Consider the following 15,930-nt stretch of genomic DNA (forward strand, 5'->3'; position numbering starts at 1 on the left):
GCGCGACCTCTCCTCACCGGGCGTGATGTTGGCGACCGTCCGTTTCCCGTATGCCGACAGCGATGGCGGCGGCGGAAGGTTCACTGCCCACACCCCCTTTCCGGCGCCCGAGCGCATCCCTGCGGCTCCGAGGGGCCCGACCTGCACTCCGGGGCCCGGGAATCGGGAACGGCGAATAAGGCGAGCGCAGAACGGCCCGCGTCGTCCGACTCCGCCTGCCGATCCCGCCGTCGGTCCTGCACTCGGCGGACCGCTCCGATCGTGCGGTACGACTCTGCGTCGGCCGTCGGCGCGGGCCCGGCGAGGGCCCGGCAAACTTCGGCCGAAAATTTGCCCGGGTCCTTGATGGACTCAGCGAGAATTCGCACGCGGTCGTCGTCCGCGTCCAACGGCTCGTCTGGCGACGAGGCGGGCAGGCGCGCGGTATCGTCGTCGCGATCGTGTCGGTGGGGACCGGCGGTGATCTCGGGCGGCGTCTCGTCGAAATCGGCGGGGCGCCGTTTCCGTGTCGGCGCATCATTCATGTGTCGCTGCTTCTGTCAGTGTCTGAGCGGCCGTGGGCAGCGGTGTCAACGGGTGCCACGTCGCGGATGGATTCGGTAGCTTCGCTGTCGCCGGGAGATCGCGGGACTACGCGTCACGCCACGAATAGAAGTCGTCCACGCGGCAGTTGAGTGCGACCGCGAGGCGGCCGAGCGCGCTGGCCGACGGCGTGCCCCTGCCCTGTCGGTATGCGTAAATTGTCTGGCTCTTGAGTCCGGCGAGCGGGCCGATATCGGGGGACTTCATTCCGGACTCGTCGCAGATTTCTGCAAAGCGGTGCCGGTCAAAAACGAGCGTTCGAGCGCTTGCGATTGTCACGGCCCGGAGCACATCACGAGTCGGCGCAGATCTACAAATTGTGGATCCGCGCTCTGTCAGGGAAAGGGGGAGGAGAATGCCGGTCCGCGACTGCTCGTGTCCGGGCGGTTCTCCGTTCCTGCACCTCAGGAGGGCATGACGCACGTCACGTCGCGGACCGGCTGCACGGCCCGGAACGCGCGACGGCCCGGCACCCGCAGAGGGACGCCGGACCGCCTGCCCGCCGACTTCAGAGACTCACCGCCGAGAAAGGCGCTCCGACAGGCCGTCCCGATCGAGCGCGTCCACGTAGCCCTGAGACGTCCGCAAGTCCGCGTGACGGCACATATCCCGAATATCTGGCGCCGACCAGCCGTCACGCGCCAACTTCGTAGCGAAGCTGTGGCGCAGGTCGTGGAAATGCGGCGGACGTCGCGTGATGCCCGCTCGCTCCCGCGCAGCCACCCATGAATTGTTGAATGCGGAGTAGGTCGTCGGCTGGCCGGTTCGCTGGTTGACGAAAACCCGGTCGTCGTCTGACCAGCCGTACACGGCCCGATGCGTGGACAGCGCATTCACGGCGACAGTCGTCAGCGGCACACTGAGAACGACCTTGCCCTTCGGGTACTCCCGATACCCCTCCGTCGTGAGCACGTCGGCAACCTCGACCCAGCCGTTGCCGTGCACATCCGGAGTCAGAGTCAAGCGAAATCCCCGCAGTCCGAGCACTTCACCCGCTCGCAGGCCAGCCTCTCGGGCCAGCACAGCCGCCGGAACGAGCCACGGGTCCAAGTGCTCAGTGATGACGGAGAATTCTTCGTCGCTCACAATCCGTTGGGGACGGGGGACGTCCTTGCCCTCGACTTTCACCCCGGCTGCCGGATTGTGCTTCAGGTGTTCGTCATCAACGGCCGATTCGAGAACCTGTCGAAGTGCGTTGAGTTGCCACCGCTGCCCGCCTGCCTTCGGCCGCCCCCGGATAGCCATTTCGCGCACGAAGTTCTTCACCTCGCGGCGACCAATCGCGGTCACGGGCATGTCGCCGAATGTCTCGTTCAGCGTTCCGAGCGTGCGACGCATGACCGTGCGCGTCGTCGCCTCGCGGACGTATCCCTGAAGGAACCGCGCGGCCTGCACTCGGAACGTCGGCGCGCCACGCGTCGCTGGCACGGTGAGCCCAGCGTCGGCGAGCCCTCGGACGATCCGCGCACGCTCACCGTCGTGCCACACCTCGGCCATCGTCCGCGTGTCGAACGTTCGGGACGGGAACTTGCGGCCGCCGACGACTGGGGTCGCCTGGAACTTGCCGTACTTGGTCCTGCTGATACCCATGAGGGATCGCCTCTCGCGTCGTGCGCGAGGCGGCACCCGTTGACGGAAGGACCGTAGTCCTCGGGACCGTGAGGACGGCCCGCCGGGGTCGACGTAGGCAACGACGTAGGCGCAGCGGCCGGTGACGGCCGATCACACCTCGCCCGACCTGCGGCAATGCGCCCCAGCGACGCCGTCCCCACAATCGCTCACATGCTGGAGGGGTACGCCGAGGCCGCCGAGGCGGTCACCGAGCTGGTCGGGCGGATACCGGACGACGCGTGGGACGGCCCCGGGCTCGGGGAGTGGGACCTGCGGGCGCTGGTCGGGCACGCGAGCCGGTCGTTCGTCACCGTGCTGACCTACCTGGACCGGCCCGCGGACACCGAGGACGTCGACTCGCCGGAGGGCTACTACGCCGTGCTGCCGGCGCTGACCGGCGGGGGCACCGACGAGGCGTCGGTCGCGCGGCGCGGGCGGGACGCGGGTCTCGCGCTCGGCGACGACCCGGCCGCGGCGTTCGCGTCGCTCGCGGAGCGGGCGGTGGGCGCAGCGCGGGCCGCCGATCCCGACATGCTCATCATGACGGTCGTCGGCGGGCTGCGGGTCGCGTCGTACGTGCCGACCCGCACGATCGAGCTGGTGGTGCACGGGGACGACATCGCCGCCGCCACGGGCCTCGAGGTCAGCTTCTCGACGCACACCACGACCCAGGTGGCGACGGTGCTCGCCCGCACCGCCGTCCGCCTGGGCCACGGCGGGCTCCTCCTCCGCGCCCTCACCGGCCGCGCGCCCCTCCCGCCGGGCTTCTCGATGGTCTGATCCCTCGTGAGCACTTTCCGGTGCTATAGGCCCGGAAAGTGCTCACATGGGTCAGGCCGCCGAGCCCACCGTGCTGACGAGGTCGTCGAAGCGCGCGGCGAGGTCGAGGTCGATCGCGGTCACGACCTCCTGGCGCTCGGAGCGCGCCCGCACCGTCAGCGAGGTGGGCGTCCGGTCGACGATGCGCAGCCGCTGGCCGGTGTCGCGCTCGACACCGCGCAGGCGCTCGAGCAGCAGGTCGAGGTGCTCCGAGGGCAGCTCGACGGTGCGCTGGATGCCGGACAGGTCGCCCGACCACGCGGTCAGCTGCTGGCCGAGCACGCGCTCGAGCTCGTCGGCGTCGACGGGCTGCGGGCGGCCCTGCGCGCCCTCGGACGCGGCGTCGGGCGGGACGGTCGGGCCGGCGCCCCGCAGGTCCGCGGGCAGCACGCGCGCGATCCGCTCGCCGAGGTCGGCGTCCTCGGCCGCGAGCTGGCCGGTGACCGCGGTCAGGGCGTAGCGGGCGCGCTCGGCGGGCCAGCCGGTGCGGCGGCCCACCTGCTCGACGAGGTCGGCCTCGCTCGGCGCGCCGCCGTGGCTCGGGTGGTCCACGCCGGACTCCTGCTCGAGGAGGTTCGGCAGGGCCCGCGCGAGGGCGTCGCGGTCGTCGTCGGGCAGATGGTCGGCCAGCGTGGCGAGCACGGCGTCGGCCGCGCGGCGGGCGTCGTCGGTGTCGGCGAAGCCGCCTCGGGTGGCCACGCCCGCGAGGAACTCCTGGTGTCGCATGGGGAAGGGCCTACCCGCCGGTCCGGCGCGGCACGCCCGTCGTGATCGGGAGGCGGATCAGCAGAAGGCGGCCGGGGTGGCGACGTCGCCGGTCCACACGTAGGCGAGCAGGGCGGGACGGTCGTCGGTCGTCATCGCGTGGGGCTGCCAGGGCGCGTGGTGGAGGAGGACGCCGGCCGGCTCGACGCCGTGGAGCCACCGGATCGTCGCCGCGGGCAGGTAGAACTCCTCGGCGGGGTGGTGGTGCGGCGGGTAGTGCACCCGGGGCCCGAGCAGCACGAGCCCGACCGCGACGTCGTCCCCGGCGGCCAGCGTCGCGTGGGCGTACCCGTCGAGGAACCCGGGCCCGGGCGGCTCGCGCACGTAGGACGCGGTCTGCTCCCAGGGCGCCCTCGCCGCGAGCGGCCCGAGGACCGCCGCGAGCTCGCCGTCCACCTCCTCGCCCGCCCGGACGACGGCGTCGTCGACGTGGGCGAGCACGGGGAGGTCCTCGGCGGCGTCACCCGGCGCGACCGCCACCGCGCGGGCGAGCGCCGCGGCCGCCGACGGGTGCCCCGACAGCGCCGCCGCGAGCCGCGCCACCAGCGCCGACAGCTCGCCCATCAGTCGATCGCGCGACGCACGAAGCCCCGGATCCCGATGGCCCCGAACAGCGCGCACGACACGACGAGCGCGAGCAGGCAGACCCACCCGGCGAGGTGCGGCACCGACGGCGTCAGCGCGCCGCGCAGCCCCTCGGAGACGTAGGTGATCGGGTTGAGCGCGCAGATCACCTGGAACCAGCGCAGGTTCCCCAGCTGCAGGAACGGGAACTGCGTCGAGCCCGTGAACAGCAGCGGCGTGATCACCACCGCGAACACGACGTTGATCCGCCGGGGCGAGACCAGCGTGCCGATGACGAGGCCCGCCGCACCGCCCGCCAGCGACCCGAGCACGAGCAGCAGCGCCGCGAACGGCAGCCCCGCGAGGTCCCAGGCCACCTCGTCGAGCACCAGGTAGCCGACCGGGATCATCACCAGCGAGCCGAACAGACCCCGCAGCGCCCCGAACACGATCTTCTCGACGGCCACCAGCCGCGTCGAGAGCGGCGCGAGCAGCCGGTCCTCGATCTCCTTGGTGTACGAGAAGTCGATGACCAGCGGCAGCGCCGTCGCCTGCACCGCGACGAAGAACGCGTTGAGCGCCAGCAGCCCGGGCAGCAGCAGCTGGGCGTAGCCCGGCGTGACGTAGCCGAGCTGGCCCAGCACCACGCCGAACACGAACAGCAGGAAGAACGGCTGCACCAGCACCTGGCTGATGAAGCTGCCGAACTCCTTGCCGGTGACCGCGAGGTCGCGGCCCAGCACGCCGAGGAACGCGCGGGCCTGACCGGGGCCGGCCTGCTCACCGGCGGTGGTGGGCGCGCTCATCGCAACCCCCTCCCCGTCAGGTCGATGAAGACGTCCTCGAGCGTCGGCTCGCCGAGCTCGACCTCGGACACCGTGGCGCCCGCGTCGGCCACCGCGCCGAGCACCGGGGCGAGCACCGCGCCCGCCTCGCCGTCGCACCGCACCCGTAGGTGGGTGTCGGGCCGCTCGCCGGTGAGGTCCTCCACCCCGGCGATGCCGCGGACCGCGTCGATGCGCCCGCGCAGGCCCGCGACGTCGGCGCCGGTGAGCGTCAGGTCGATGGTGGCCTCGCCCGGCAGGGCCGCGACCAGCGCCGACGGGGTGTCGAGGGCGAGCAGCCGGCCATGGTCGACGATGCCGACCCGGTCGGCGAGCTTGGCCGCCTCGTCCATGTCGTGGGTGGTGAGCACGACCGTCACGCCCGACGCCGCGAGCTCCGCGACCCGGTCGTGGACGAACAGGCGGGCCTGCGGGTCGAGCCCCGTGGAGGGCTCGTCGAGGAAGAGCACCCGCGGGGCGTGCATGAGGCCGCGCGCGATGATCAGCCGCTGCGCCTGCCCGCCGGAGAGCTCGTCGGGGTTGGTGGTCGCCTTGTCCGCGAGGCCCATCCGCTCGAGCAGCTCGTCGGCGAGCGCGCGCCGCCGCGCCCGGGGCACGCCGTGGTACGCGGCGTGCCACACGAGGTTGCCGCGGGCGTCGAGCGAGCGGTCGAGGTTCGGCCGCTGCGGGACGACGCCGAGCACCGCGCGGGCGGCCACCGGGTCGGCACTGACGTCGATGCCCGCCACCGTCGCGCGCCCCGAGGTCTTGGTGACGCGCGTGGTGAGGACGCCGACCGTGGTGGTCTTGCCCGCGCCGTTCGGCCCGAGCAGCCCGAACACCTCGCCGCGGCGCACCGCGAAGCTCAGCCCGTCGACCGCGGGCGTGCCGCTGCGCCCGTAGCGCTTGACGAGGTCGGCCACCTCGACCGCCGGCGCGGCCTCGCCGGCTTCCGACCCGCCCGCCGGCCGCGTGGTGGTCTGCGTGCTCACCGATGGTCCTCCCCTGTGCGCCGAACCGTTCGGCGAACGCCCCCGCGACGCTACGCCGGGGGCCCGACACCCCTCTTGTCGATTCCCGACCACCGTGGCCATGACCACGACCGTGCGACCTGCAGCGAGGTCGAGGTCAAGCGCTGCCCGACGCCGGCACCCGCACGTGCACCAGACGCGGCCCCGGACCCGCGAACCCGCGGCGCACGGCCGCGCTCAGCTCCTCGACGGTGCCGACGCTCTCGGCCGGTACGCCGTAGGCCGCGGCGAGCGCGAGGTGGTCGAGCTCGGGGAGGTCGAGGCCGGGCACCTTCGGCGTCTGCTCCCGCGCCGCGAACCACTTGAGGATCGCGTACTCCTGGTTGTCGAGGACCAGCACCGTCACCGGGACCTGCAGCGACGCCGCCGTCGCCAGCGCCTGCACCGCGTACTGCAACGACCCGTCGCCGAGCGCCGCGAGCACCGGGCGCGACGGCTCGGCGAGCCCCACCCCGACCGCGGCCGCGAGCCCGAACCCGAGCCCGCCCGACGCGGTGAAGTACGAGCTGCCGGGCCGCCTGATCGGCAGCCGCGCCTGCTGGGTCGCGCGGTGCGACGGGGCCTCGCTGACCAGCACCCCGTCCTCCGGCCACTCCGCCGCGAGCGCGGTGAACACCTCCTCGGCGGTCAGCAGCCCCTCGCCCGCCGAGCGGGGCGCGTCGAGGGCCGCGGGCCGCGGGGGCGCCGCGCGGTCGGCCGGACCGTCGCCGACGCGCTCGAGCAGCGCACGCACCGTCAGCGTCGGGTCGGCGACGACGGCGTCGCCCATCGGCGCGCGGGCGGCCTGGTCGGCGTCGGCGGTGATGTGCAGCAGCCGCGTCCCCGCGGGCAGGAACACCCCCGGCACGTAGGGGTAGTAGCGGAACACCGCGGCGCCGACGACGAGCACGACGTCGAACGGCGCGAGGGCCTCGGCGACGGGGGCGATGGCCATCGGCAGGGCGCCCTGAAATAGGGGGTGGTCGGTGGGGAAGCCGACCCGGCCCTCGACGGGCGGGGCGAACACCGCGGCGTCGAGGCGCTCGGCGAGCGCGACCGCGTCGTGGAAGCCGCCGGTGGCGTCGACGTCGCCGCCCACGACGAGCGCCGGGGCCCGCGCGGAGTCGAGGGCCTCGACGAGCGCGTCGAGCCCGACCGGGTCGGGCGCGGCGCGCTGGTGGACACGGCGCCCGGCGACGAGGCCCGCGGGCTCGGTCGACAGGTCGACCTCGGCGTCCCAGTCGTCCATCGGTACGGACACGAACACCGGGCCCCACAGCGGGCTCGTGGCGACGTGGATCGCCCGGGCGAGGACGGCGGGGACGTCCTGCGGGCGCGCGGGCTCGAGGGAGAGCTTCACCGCGGGCCGTGGCAGGGTCGTCGCGTCCGGGTTGGTGAGCAGCGCCTCGAGGTTGAGCATCGGCCGGACCTGCTGACCGGCGGTGACGACGAGCGGCGCGCCGTTCGCGGCCGCGTTGACCAGGGCGCCCATCGCGTTGCCGACGCCGGGCGCGGTGTGCAGGTTGACCAGCGCCGGGCGTCCGCTCGCCTGGGCCCAGCCGTCGGCCATGCCCACGACCGCGGCCTCCTGGAGGCCGAGCACGTAGCGGAAGTCGTCGGGGAGGTCGGCGAGCATGGGGAGCTCGGTGGACCCCGGGTTGCCGAAGACGGTCGTCATGCCGTGGGCCCGGAACACCTCGAACGAGGCCTCCCGGACCGTGGGTCCGCTCGCCATCCGTGGGCTCTCCCGTCGATCGTCGCCACGTCCGGTCGCGGGAGTACCCCGGTCGCGCAGGGCCATCCCGGTGGCGGTGGGGGAATCCGCCGTCGGGACGGCCCTCAGCGGGGGCTGTGCAGGCGCGAGATACGGATCTGCACGTCCGGCAGGCCGTCGCCGTCGAACTCGCGCCGCATCTCCTCGGCGCGCAGGGTCGCCTCGACGCCCTCGTAAGGACCGTGCGCGTCGAGCTCCTGGGTCTCCGGGTCGAAGATCAGGACGACGTAGCCGTCGCACTCGTCCAGGTCCGCGGCCGCCGCGAGCAGGGACGCCGATCGATCGTTCAGCACGCTGATCACCTCCACCTCGTGCATCGCCACGATGAGGCCCCGCGTGACACCTCGACACGAAGTTGGCTCGTTCGGGTCATGAACTCCAGCCGTCGGCGTGTCGCACGGCTGCGCGACCATCGCCGGATCGGACGCATCGCCCGGCGGCCGTCCGGCGGCCCTCCGTCGGCGTCGATACGGTCACCCCCGTGGCCGCTGACGCTCCCGTGCCCGCCGGCGATCCGGCCGTCGAGGTCGTGCCGTTCGTCCTCGACGTCCCCGAGGAGCAGCTCGCTGACCTGCGAGAACGACTGCGGCGCGTCCGCCTGCCCGAGCCCGCGACCGATCCGTCGCAGGGCATCGGCCTCGACGCGGTCGCCGAGCTCTGCCGCGCCTGGCTCGAGGAGCACGACTGGCGCCGCGTCGAGGACGAGCTCAACCGACGCGGTCAGTTCCGGACCGCGATCGATGGTCTCGGCATCCACTTCCTGCACGTACGGTCACCTCGTCGTGACGCTCGGCCACTGCTCGTCACCCACGGGTGGCCCGGCTCGGTGGTCGAGGTCCTCGACGTCCTGGACGCCCTGGTCGACCCCGGCGACGACTCCCTGCCGGCCTTCCACGTCGTCGCGCCGTCGCTGCCCGGCTACGGGTTCAGCGACAAGCCGACCGGGACCGGGTGGGGTGTCGAGCGCATCGCCGACGCGTGGGCCGAGCTGATGGGGCGGCTGGGCTACGACCGCTTCCTCGCCCAGGGCGGCGACTGGGGCGCGATGGTCACGACCGCGCTCGCCGTCCGGCACCCCGACCGCGTCGCGATGATGCACACGACGATGCCGATGGCCCGGCGCCCCGCGGGGTTCGACGACGCGGCGATGTCGCAGCTGTCGGACACCGAGCGGCAGTGGCTCGCCGGGGTCGAGGAGTTCCGCCGGGTCGGGTCGGGCTACTCGGCCCAGCAGCGCACCCGCCCCCAGACGCTGGGCTACGGCCTCGTCGACTCCCCCGCGGGCCAGCTCGCCTGGATCGCCGAGAAGTTCGTGGCCTGGACCGACGGCGACGGCTTCGGCGGCGTGCCCCGCGACCGGGTCCTCGACAACGCGGCGATCTACTGGCTCACCGCGTCCGGGGCCTCCTCCGCGCGGCTGTACTGGGAGAGCTTCGGGGGCACCGACGTCGACTCCCCGGTGACGGTCCCGAGCGCGGTCTCGATCTTCCCGGCGGAGATGGTCAAGCCGCCGCGGGCCTGGGTGGAGGCGCGCTTCCGCGACCTGCGGCACTGGAACGTCCTGCCCACCGGCGGGCACTTCGCCCCGCTCGAGGTCCCCGGCGACTTCGTCGACGAGCTGCGGACGGCGTTCGCGCGCGTGTAGTCGCAGCGAACGGGTATCTCGCTGCCTCTACGCGCCCGAAGTCCCCGTTGATCACGGCCGCACGACGATCTTCCCGACGCGCTCGGCGGCCGCGAACTCCTCCTGCGCGGTGTGGATCGCCGCCAGCGGGTGGGACGCGGTGACCAGCGGGCGGACGCGCCCGGCGCGGGCGTCGGCGACGAGCTCGTCGAAGTGCGCGGGGGTGTGCATCGAGGAGCCGACGAGGCCGACGTTGTGCAGGTAGAGCCGGCGCAGGTCGAGGTCGACGCGCGCACCGCCGGTCGCGCCGGCCACGACCCACCGGCCGCCGTCGCGCACGTGCTCGAGCAGGGCCGGCAGGAGCGCCCCGCCGACGACGTCCACGACGGCGTCGAGCGGACCGCCGGCGGCCTCCCGCACGGCGTCGGCGACCGCGGCCGCGTCCGGGCCCCGGTGCACGACGGCCACCGCGCCGGCCCTGCGCACGGCCTGCTCCTTGGCCGGCGCGGTCAGCGCCACGACGCGCGCGCCCCGGGCCGTCGCCAGCGCCACCGCCGCCAGGCCGACGCCGCCCGAGGCGCCCGTGACGAGCACGGTCTCGCCCGCGCCGATCCCGCCGCGCGCGAGCATCCCCGCCGCCGTCCCGGACGCGACCGGCAGGGCCGCGAGCTCCTCGTCGGACAGCGGGGAGCCGGTGACGTCGTGCGCGCGCCCGTCGGCGACGACGGCGTACTGCGCGAACCCGCCGTCGGCCTCGCTGCCGAGCAGGCCGACCGGGCTCGCGTCGCGGCCCGGACCGTCGTAGAACGCGGGGTCGACGAGCACCCGCCGGCCGGCCCGGGCGGGGTCGACGCCCTCGCCGACGGCGACGACCTCGCCGGCGATGTCCCCGCCCTGGATGCGCGGGAAGGCGACGGGCCCGCGCCACCCGGCGAGCGCGCCGGGGTCGCCGGGCAGGCCGTAGGCGCCCTGCCGGGTCCAGATGTCGGTGTTGTTCAGCGCCGCCGCGCCGACGCGCACGAGCACCTCGCCCGCCCCGGGCCGCGGCACGGGCACCGAGCGGACCTCCAGCACCTCCGGGCCCCCGAAGCCCGTGAGCACCGCGGCCTGCATCGTCTCCGGCACCGCCGCCATGACCCCTCCTCGACTACACTGACCTGTGAACCCTCCACGGTACACAGGTCTGTGAGTCACCAGGCATGACGACGCCCCTCACGCCCGGCGCCCGGCGCATCCTCGAGGTCGCCTCCGAGCTCTTCTACGCGCACGGCATCCACGCGGTCGGCGTGGACACGATCGCCGCCGAGTCGGGGGTCACCAAGCGCACGCTCTACGACCGCTTCGGGTCGAAGGACGAGCTCGTCGCCGCCTACCTGCGCGCCCGGGACGCGCGGTGGCGGGAACGGGTCGTCGGCGCCGTCGAGGCCGAGACCGACCCGGTGCGCCGCGCGCTCGCGCCGTTCGTGGTGCTCGAGACGTGGATGGTCGACGCCCGCCGCGGCTGCGCGTTCGTCAACGCCTTCGCCGAGCTCGACCGCGCCGACCACCCCGGCCGCGCGGTCATCGACGACGAGAAGCGCTGGCTGCGCGAGCTGTTCGCCACCGAGCTGGCGCGGGCGGGGACGACCGACCCCGACCTCGCGCTCCAGCTCTTCGTCCTGCACGAGGGCGCGATGGTCGCCTCGGCCGTCGCGGGGACCCCGGACGCTCCGCGCGTGGCGCTGGCGGCCGCGCGGGCGCTCGTCCGGCACGTCATGTGAGCACTTTCCGGGGCTATAGGCCCGGAAAGTGCTCACGTGCCGAGCGCGGCCACCGGGTCGGCGCGGGTGAGGGCCGGGTCGTCGGCGCGAAACGTGTGGGCGCGGCCGGGACCGGACGTGGCGGTCTCGAACCGCACGGTGACGCGGCCGTGCCCGGCGCCCTGGACCCAGCCGTGGCCGTGCCCGGGGTGGGCGACGTCGTCGCCGGTGCGCCACTCGCGTCCCGGCTCGGGCTCCTCGGGCGCCTCCACCGCGACGGGCGTCGGCGCCGGGGCCGGCGACGGCGCGGGCGTGCCGGGGAAGAGCGCCTCCTGCACCGCGGTCGTCAGCCCCGAGAACGAGACGCCGACGAGCCGGACGCCGGCGTCGGGCAGGGCGGCGACGGCGAGGCGCTGGGCGGTGTCGGTGAGCGTCGCGAGGTCGGTGGTGGCGTCGGCGTGGGTCTCGGCGCGGCTGGTCGTCCCGAACGACGCGCTGCGGATCTTCACGCTCACCGTGCGCGCCGCCCGGTGCGAGGCGACCAGGCGCCGGTGCGCGCCCTCGGCCAGCTCGGCGACGGCGGCCCGCACGGCGCCGAGGTCCGAGAGGTCGGCGTCGAAGGTCGTCTCCGCGCTGACCTGCTTCGCCTCGCCCCGCTCCACCAGCGGGCGGTCGTCGAGCCCGCGCGCGAGCCGGTGCAGCCCGGTGCCCACGGCCGAGCCGAGCAAGGCGGTGACGTCGGCGAGGTCCATCGCGGCGAGCGCGGCCACGGTCTCGATGCCGCTGCGGTGCAGCGTGGCCTCGGCGACCGGCCCGATGCCCCACAGCGCCCGCACCGGCAGCGGGTCGAGCAGCGCCCGCTCCCCGCCCTGGGCGACGACGTGCACGCCGTCGGGCTTCGCGAGCCCCGACGCGATCTTGGCGACCTGCTTGCCGGAGCCCGCGCCCACCGACACCGCGAGTCCCGTCTCGGTGCGGACCTCCGCCCGCAGCCGGTCGGCGAAGGCGCGCACGTCGTCGGCGTCGGCGTCGGCGAGCGCCTCGGGCTCGGCGAACGTCTCGTCGTAGGCGATCTGCTCGAGCACCGGCGCCCAGGACCGCACGACGCCGAAGAACCGCTCGGAGAGCACCCGGTAGAGCGCGGTGCGCGGGGGCAGCGCGGTGGCGTGCGGGCAGAGCCGGCGCGCCTGCCCCATCGGCATCGCCGACCGCGCGCCGGAGGCCTTGGCCTCGCCGCTCGCGCCGGCCACGATCCCGCGCGGCCCCAGCCCGCCGACGAGCACCGGGCGCCCGCGCAGCGTCGGGCGGGTCAGCTGCTCGGCGGAGGCGAAGAACGAGTCGAGGTCGAGGTGCAGGACCCAGCGGGGCACGTGCTCAGGATGCCCCGAGGGCCCACAGCTCGTCCGGGTGCTCGAGCACGACGCGCGCCCCGGCCTCGCGCAGCACCGCGGGCCGCGAGCCGCCCCAGGCCACGCCGATCGCCAGGAGGTCGTGGGCGAGCGCGGCGGTGATGTCGCCGGGGCCGTCGCCCAGCATCGGCGTGCCCGGCGCCGCCGCGGTGATCCCCAGGCCGAGCAGCGCCTCGCCCACCACTGCGGTCTTGCCGGCGTCGACGCCGTCGGGCCCACGCCCGGCGACGCTGTCGACGCACCCGAGCAGCCCCAGCTCGTCGAGCACCCGGCGCGCCACCCGCGTCGACGCCGACGTCGCCACGGCCAGCGGCACCCCGCGCGCGTGCAGCCCCCCGACCAGCCCGACCACCCCCGGCGCCGGCCGGGTCGTGCCGGGGAGGGTGAGCGTGCCGTCGAGGTCGAGCACGACGGCGGGGAACGGGGGCGTCACGGTGGCCGAGTGTGGGCTCAGCCCATCGTGCGGGCCCCGGCGGCCCGCCACAGCCACACCACCGACACCCCGAAGGACCACACCAGCGCCACCAGCGCCACCGCGACCAGCGTCAGCTCGACGCCCACCGGCAGCACCCCGGCCGCCGCGACGATGAGCGCCACGGCCTGCAGCGCCGCCACCACCTTCGCCGACCGCCGCACAGGCAGCTCGCCCCGCAACCACGGCAGGACCCGCGCGGCCGCGACGAACGCGTAGCGCAGCAGGGCCACCGCCAGCACCCACGGCGCGCCGTCGACCAGGGCCACGTGCACGGCCAGGACCAGCAGCAGGAGCGCGTCGAACTCGACGTCGAGGCGGGCGCCGAGGGCCGAGGCCGTGGCGGTGCGCCGGGCGACGGGGCCGTCGACCCCGTCGAGCGCGAGCGCGACGACCGCCAGCGTCACCAGCGCCACCGACGCGGCGTCCCGCCCGACGAGGGCGACGGCGGCGACGACGAGCGCGCCGCGCGCGAGCGTGACGCTCCCGGCCGGCCCGAGCGTCGCGACACCCGCACCGGCGGCCGCTTGGGCCACGAGCACGCCGGCCACGGCGGCCACCAGCACCGCGACCGCGACGCCGACCGCACCGACGCCGACGACCGCCGCGAGCAGCGCGAGCACCCCGGCCAGCAGGGCCGCCGCCGCGGCGAGCTGGACGCCCACGGGCGTGGCGAGGGACCGGTGGATCATGACCGTCCAGGATGCCGGATCCCCGGGGACGCGACACCGCCGTGCGGGCGGGCGTAGACGTCGCCCGAGCGCCCGAGCGGGCGGCGCCGGTCGAGCAGCGCCACCAGCTCGTCCGCGTCGAGCCAGCGGTCGCCGGCGGTGGTGTCCCAGCGCATCGTCTCGATCGGCGAGTAGCGGTAGCGGTGCGGCCCGAGCGCCTCGACGCGGGCCAGCGCGGCCAGCGCGGCGTCGTGGGCCGCCGGCAGGTACTCGAACGACAGCGCCGGCAACGGCCGCGACAGGCCCGCGAGCACCTCCGCCTCGAACCCCTCCACGTCGATCTTGCAGAAGGCCGGGACGCCGTGCGCGGCGACGAGCTCGTCGAGCGTCGTGACGGGCACCGTCACCGTGTCCGGCCAGCGCACGGACGTGAACCCGGCGTCGTCCGACACCGTCTCGCGCCACGCCGCCGACACCGTCGAGACCGTCGGCGTCGCGCGGGAGATGCCCAGCTCGGCGGTGCCCGGCGTGGCGCCCAGCGCCGAGGGCAGCACGGTCACCTGCGGGTCGCGGCCGAAGAACAGGCGCAGGAGGCGCACGAAGTCGGGCTGCGGCTCGACGGCCACCACCCGCGCGCCCAGCGCCCGCCACGCCCGGACCCGGTTGCCGGCGTGCGCGCCGACGTCGACGGCGAGGTCGCCGGGAGCGAGGAACTGCCGGTAGAAGGCCCGCATCCGCCGCTGGCGGCCCGGGATGCCGTGGTACATCGCGAGGGACCGGGCGATCCCGGCGGCTCGGGCCAGCACCCGGACGAGGGTAGGCGAGCGGGCGTCAGCGCACGGTTGTCGGTCGGGCCGGCTGGTTACCCGCGGCCCATGGGTTACGACGTCACGCAGGTGCAGAAGACGCTCGCCGGTTTCCAGTACCCGGGCGGGCCCGAGGAGCTGGCCTCGCACGCGAGCTCGAACGGTGCTGACCAGCAGCTCGTCGACACGCTCAAGGGCCTCGACAAGCAGCAGTTCGACGGCCCCAACGCCGTCATGGCGAAGCTCAGCGAGTCCGGCGTGCTGGGCGGCAGCAGCAACTAGGGCCTGTCCCGTGGATCTTCTCGTAGCCATAGGACGATGGCGGCGATGGTGATCTCGGCTCGGTAGTAGGCGGAGCGTTTGGCGTAGCGGGTGGCGAGGTCGCGGAACTGCTTGAGGCGGTTGAAGCAGCGCTCGACGACGTTGCGTCCGGCGTAGATCGCCTGGTCGAAGGCTGGTGGGCGGCCGCCGCGGGTTCCTTTGCTCTTGCGGTGGGCGATCTGGTCGCGGCGCTCGGGGCAGGTGAAACTGATTCCGCGAGCGCGCAGCGCGTCGCGGGTCGAGGGGTGGGAGTAGGCCTTGTCGGCCACCACTCGGGCGGGACGTTGCCGGGGTCGGCCGGGTCCGTCGCGGTGCACGCTGACCTGGTCGAGCAGCGGCAGCAGTTGCGGGTTGTCTCCGCCTTGGCCGGCTCCGAGCACACAGCTCATCGGCAGCCCGCGCCCGTCGACGGCGAGGTGAATCTTGCTGGTCAGTCCGCCGCGGGATCGTCTGAGGTGTTCCCCGTCGACGGCGAGGGCTTCGACAGCGGCACTGCAGCCCCCTTTTTCCGGGCTCCAGCCGCGTGCTGGTGGGCCCGCACCGAGCTGGAGTCGACACTGAAGGTCCACTCCACGGCGCCGACGGCGTCGTCCTTGACGATCACGTGCTCGAGGATGCGGTCCCAGGTGCCGTCCGCGGTCCATTTCCGCAGGCGTTCATGGGCGGTCTTCCAGGGCCCGTAGCGCTCGGGCAAGTCGCGCCACGGCGCCCCGGTCCGCAGCTTCCACAGGATTGCGTTCACCACCTGGCGGTGCTCACGCCAACGTCCCCCGCGGCCACCGGCCGCGGGCAGCAGCGGTTCGATCCGCGCCCACGCCGCGTCGGTCAGCTCTCCTCGCCCCACCACGAGAAGATCTTCACCGACAACCCCTCACATGATCCGCAGGACACGCCCTAGGAGACTGCTGAAGAAGTCAGCGCGTCGAGGCTGGTGGTCGG

General features: G+C 74.5%; 18 protein-coding genes. 4 read left to right on the top strand and 14 right to left on the bottom strand.

Features of this window, described 5'->3' with window-relative positions:
• Positions 1 to 630 precede the first annotated feature (630 nt).
• Both ACYX4T_RS15970 and ACYX4T_RS15975 read right to left on the bottom strand, forming a co-directional pair.
• Positions 631 to 1,005 (bottom strand): helix-turn-helix domain-containing protein, encoded by a 375-nt coding sequence (locus tag ACYX4T_RS15970; protein ID WP_476010277.1) that lies wholly within the window; start codon positions 1,003 to 1,005, stop codon positions 631 to 633.
• A 93-nt stretch (positions 1,006 to 1,098) separates the two neighbouring features.
• Positions 1,099 to 2,172 carry a tyrosine-type recombinase/integrase gene (locus ACYX4T_RS15975; RefSeq protein WP_476010278.1) on the bottom strand — a complete coding sequence of 358 codons (1,074 nt, stop codon included), beginning with the start codon at positions 2,170 to 2,172 and terminating at the stop codon, positions 1,099 to 1,101.
• A 192-nt stretch (positions 2,173 to 2,364) separates the two neighbouring features.
• Between ACYX4T_RS15975 and ACYX4T_RS15980 the strand changes: the two genes are divergently transcribed.
• Positions 2,365 to 2,973 (top strand): maleylpyruvate isomerase N-terminal domain-containing protein, encoded by a 609-nt coding sequence (locus ACYX4T_RS15980; protein WP_476010279.1) that lies wholly within the window; start codon positions 2,365 to 2,367, stop codon positions 2,971 to 2,973.
• A 51-nt stretch (positions 2,974 to 3,024) separates the two neighbouring features.
• Here ACYX4T_RS15980 and ACYX4T_RS15985 read toward each other — a convergent pair whose 3' ends face one another.
• The 6 genes from ACYX4T_RS15985 to ACYX4T_RS16010 all read right to left on the bottom strand — a co-directional run bounded on the left by ACYX4T_RS15985 (position 3,025) and on the right by ACYX4T_RS16010 (position 8,266).
• Complete coding sequence (locus tag ACYX4T_RS15985) at positions 3,025 to 3,738, bottom strand: DUF2267 domain-containing protein (protein ID WP_476010280.1); 714 nt, start codon at positions 3,736 to 3,738, stop codon at positions 3,025 to 3,027.
• A 57-nt stretch (positions 3,739 to 3,795) separates the two neighbouring features.
• Positions 3,796 to 4,341 (bottom strand): dimethylsulfonioproprionate lyase family protein, encoded by a 546-nt coding sequence (locus ACYX4T_RS15990; RefSeq protein WP_476010281.1) that lies wholly within the window; start codon positions 4,339 to 4,341, stop codon positions 3,796 to 3,798.
• Positions 4,341 to 5,147, bottom strand: a complete 807-nt coding sequence (locus ACYX4T_RS15995; protein ID WP_476010282.1) for an ABC transporter permease — start codon at positions 5,145 to 5,147, stop codon at positions 4,341 to 4,343. The genes ACYX4T_RS15990 and ACYX4T_RS15995 overlap by 1 nt, the downstream gene beginning before the upstream one ends.
• A complete protein-coding gene (locus ACYX4T_RS16000; protein WP_476010283.1) occupies positions 5,144 to 6,157 on the bottom strand; it encodes an ABC transporter ATP-binding protein in 1,014 nt (337 codons plus the stop codon). Before ACYX4T_RS16000 ends, ACYX4T_RS15995 begins: the two co-directional genes overlap by 4 nt.
• Before the next feature lie 136 nt (positions 6,158 to 6,293).
• A complete protein-coding gene (gene mdlC, locus ACYX4T_RS16005; RefSeq protein WP_476010284.1) occupies positions 6,294 to 7,910 on the bottom strand; it encodes a benzoylformate decarboxylase in 1,617 nt (538 codons plus the stop codon).
• Positions 7,911 to 8,014: 104 nt separating this feature from the next.
• A complete protein-coding gene (locus ACYX4T_RS16010; protein ID WP_476010285.1) occupies positions 8,015 to 8,266 on the bottom strand; it encodes a hypothetical protein in 252 nt (83 codons plus the stop codon).
• 164 nt (positions 8,267 to 8,430) lie between these two features.
• Between ACYX4T_RS16010 and ACYX4T_RS16015 the strand changes: the two genes are divergently transcribed.
• Positions 8,431 to 9,594 carry an epoxide hydrolase family protein gene (locus ACYX4T_RS16015; protein ID WP_476010286.1) on the top strand — a complete coding sequence of 388 codons (1,164 nt, stop codon included), beginning with the start codon at positions 8,431 to 8,433 and terminating at the stop codon, positions 9,592 to 9,594.
• A 51-nt stretch (positions 9,595 to 9,645) separates the two neighbouring features.
• Here ACYX4T_RS16015 and ACYX4T_RS16020 read toward each other — a convergent pair whose 3' ends face one another.
• Positions 9,646 to 10,707: a zinc-binding dehydrogenase gene (locus ACYX4T_RS16020; RefSeq protein ID WP_476010287.1), complete on the bottom strand. Its 1,062-nt coding sequence runs from the start codon at positions 10,705 to 10,707 to the stop codon at positions 9,646 to 9,648.
• Positions 10,708 to 10,772: 65 nt separating this feature from the next.
• On the opposite strand from ACYX4T_RS16020, the gene ACYX4T_RS16025 reads away from it, so the two are divergent.
• Positions 10,773 to 11,333 carry a TetR/AcrR family transcriptional regulator gene (locus ACYX4T_RS16025; RefSeq protein ID WP_476010288.1) on the top strand — a complete coding sequence of 187 codons (561 nt, stop codon included), beginning with the start codon at positions 10,773 to 10,775 and terminating at the stop codon, positions 11,331 to 11,333.
• A gap of 32 nt (positions 11,334 to 11,365) precedes the next feature.
• Here the strand turns inward: ACYX4T_RS16025 and ACYX4T_RS16030 are convergent, their stop codons facing one another.
• From ACYX4T_RS16030 to ACYX4T_RS16045, 4 genes are read right to left on the bottom strand one after another with little or no spacing between them, the layout of a single operon-like run.
• Entirely contained in the window at positions 11,366 to 12,682 is a 1,317-nt protein-coding gene (locus ACYX4T_RS16030; RefSeq protein ID WP_476010289.1) for a DNA polymerase IV, read from the bottom strand.
• Between the two features lie 4 nt (positions 12,683 to 12,686).
• Positions 12,687 to 13,154: an HAD family hydrolase gene (locus tag ACYX4T_RS16035; protein ID WP_476010290.1), complete on the bottom strand. Its 468-nt coding sequence runs from the start codon at positions 13,152 to 13,154 to the stop codon at positions 12,687 to 12,689.
• A 17-nt stretch (positions 13,155 to 13,171) separates the two neighbouring features.
• Complete coding sequence (locus ACYX4T_RS16040) at positions 13,172 to 13,885, bottom strand: CDP-alcohol phosphatidyltransferase family protein (RefSeq protein WP_476010291.1); 714 nt, start codon at positions 13,883 to 13,885, stop codon at positions 13,172 to 13,174.
• Positions 13,882 to 14,670 carry an FkbM family methyltransferase gene (locus tag ACYX4T_RS16045; protein ID WP_476010292.1) on the bottom strand — a complete coding sequence of 263 codons (789 nt, stop codon included), beginning with the start codon at positions 14,668 to 14,670 and terminating at the stop codon, positions 13,882 to 13,884. Before ACYX4T_RS16045 ends, ACYX4T_RS16040 begins: the two co-directional genes overlap by 4 nt.
• Positions 14,671 to 14,739: 69 nt before the next feature.
• On the opposite strand from ACYX4T_RS16045, the gene ACYX4T_RS16050 reads away from it, so the two are divergent.
• Positions 14,740 to 14,952 (top strand): DUF2795 domain-containing protein, encoded by a 213-nt coding sequence (locus ACYX4T_RS16050; RefSeq protein WP_476010293.1) that lies wholly within the window; start codon positions 14,740 to 14,742, stop codon positions 14,950 to 14,952.
• On the opposite strand, the gene ACYX4T_RS16055 is transcribed toward ACYX4T_RS16050, so the two are convergent.
• Positions 14,949 to 15,835, bottom strand: a protein-coding gene (locus ACYX4T_RS16055) for an IS5 family transposase (RefSeq protein ID WP_476015295.1) whose coding sequence is annotated in 2 segments (ribosomal slippage) — positions 14,949 to 15,466 and positions 15,466 to 15,835 — 888 coding nt in all. Because the reading frame shifts where the segments join, the coding sequence is not laid out codon by codon here. The genes ACYX4T_RS16050 and ACYX4T_RS16055 overlap by 4 nt on opposite strands.
• Between the last annotated feature and the right edge of the window lie 95 nt (positions 15,836 to 15,930).

The organism is Actinomycetospora sp. ABD4_176 (assembly GCF_056311855.1).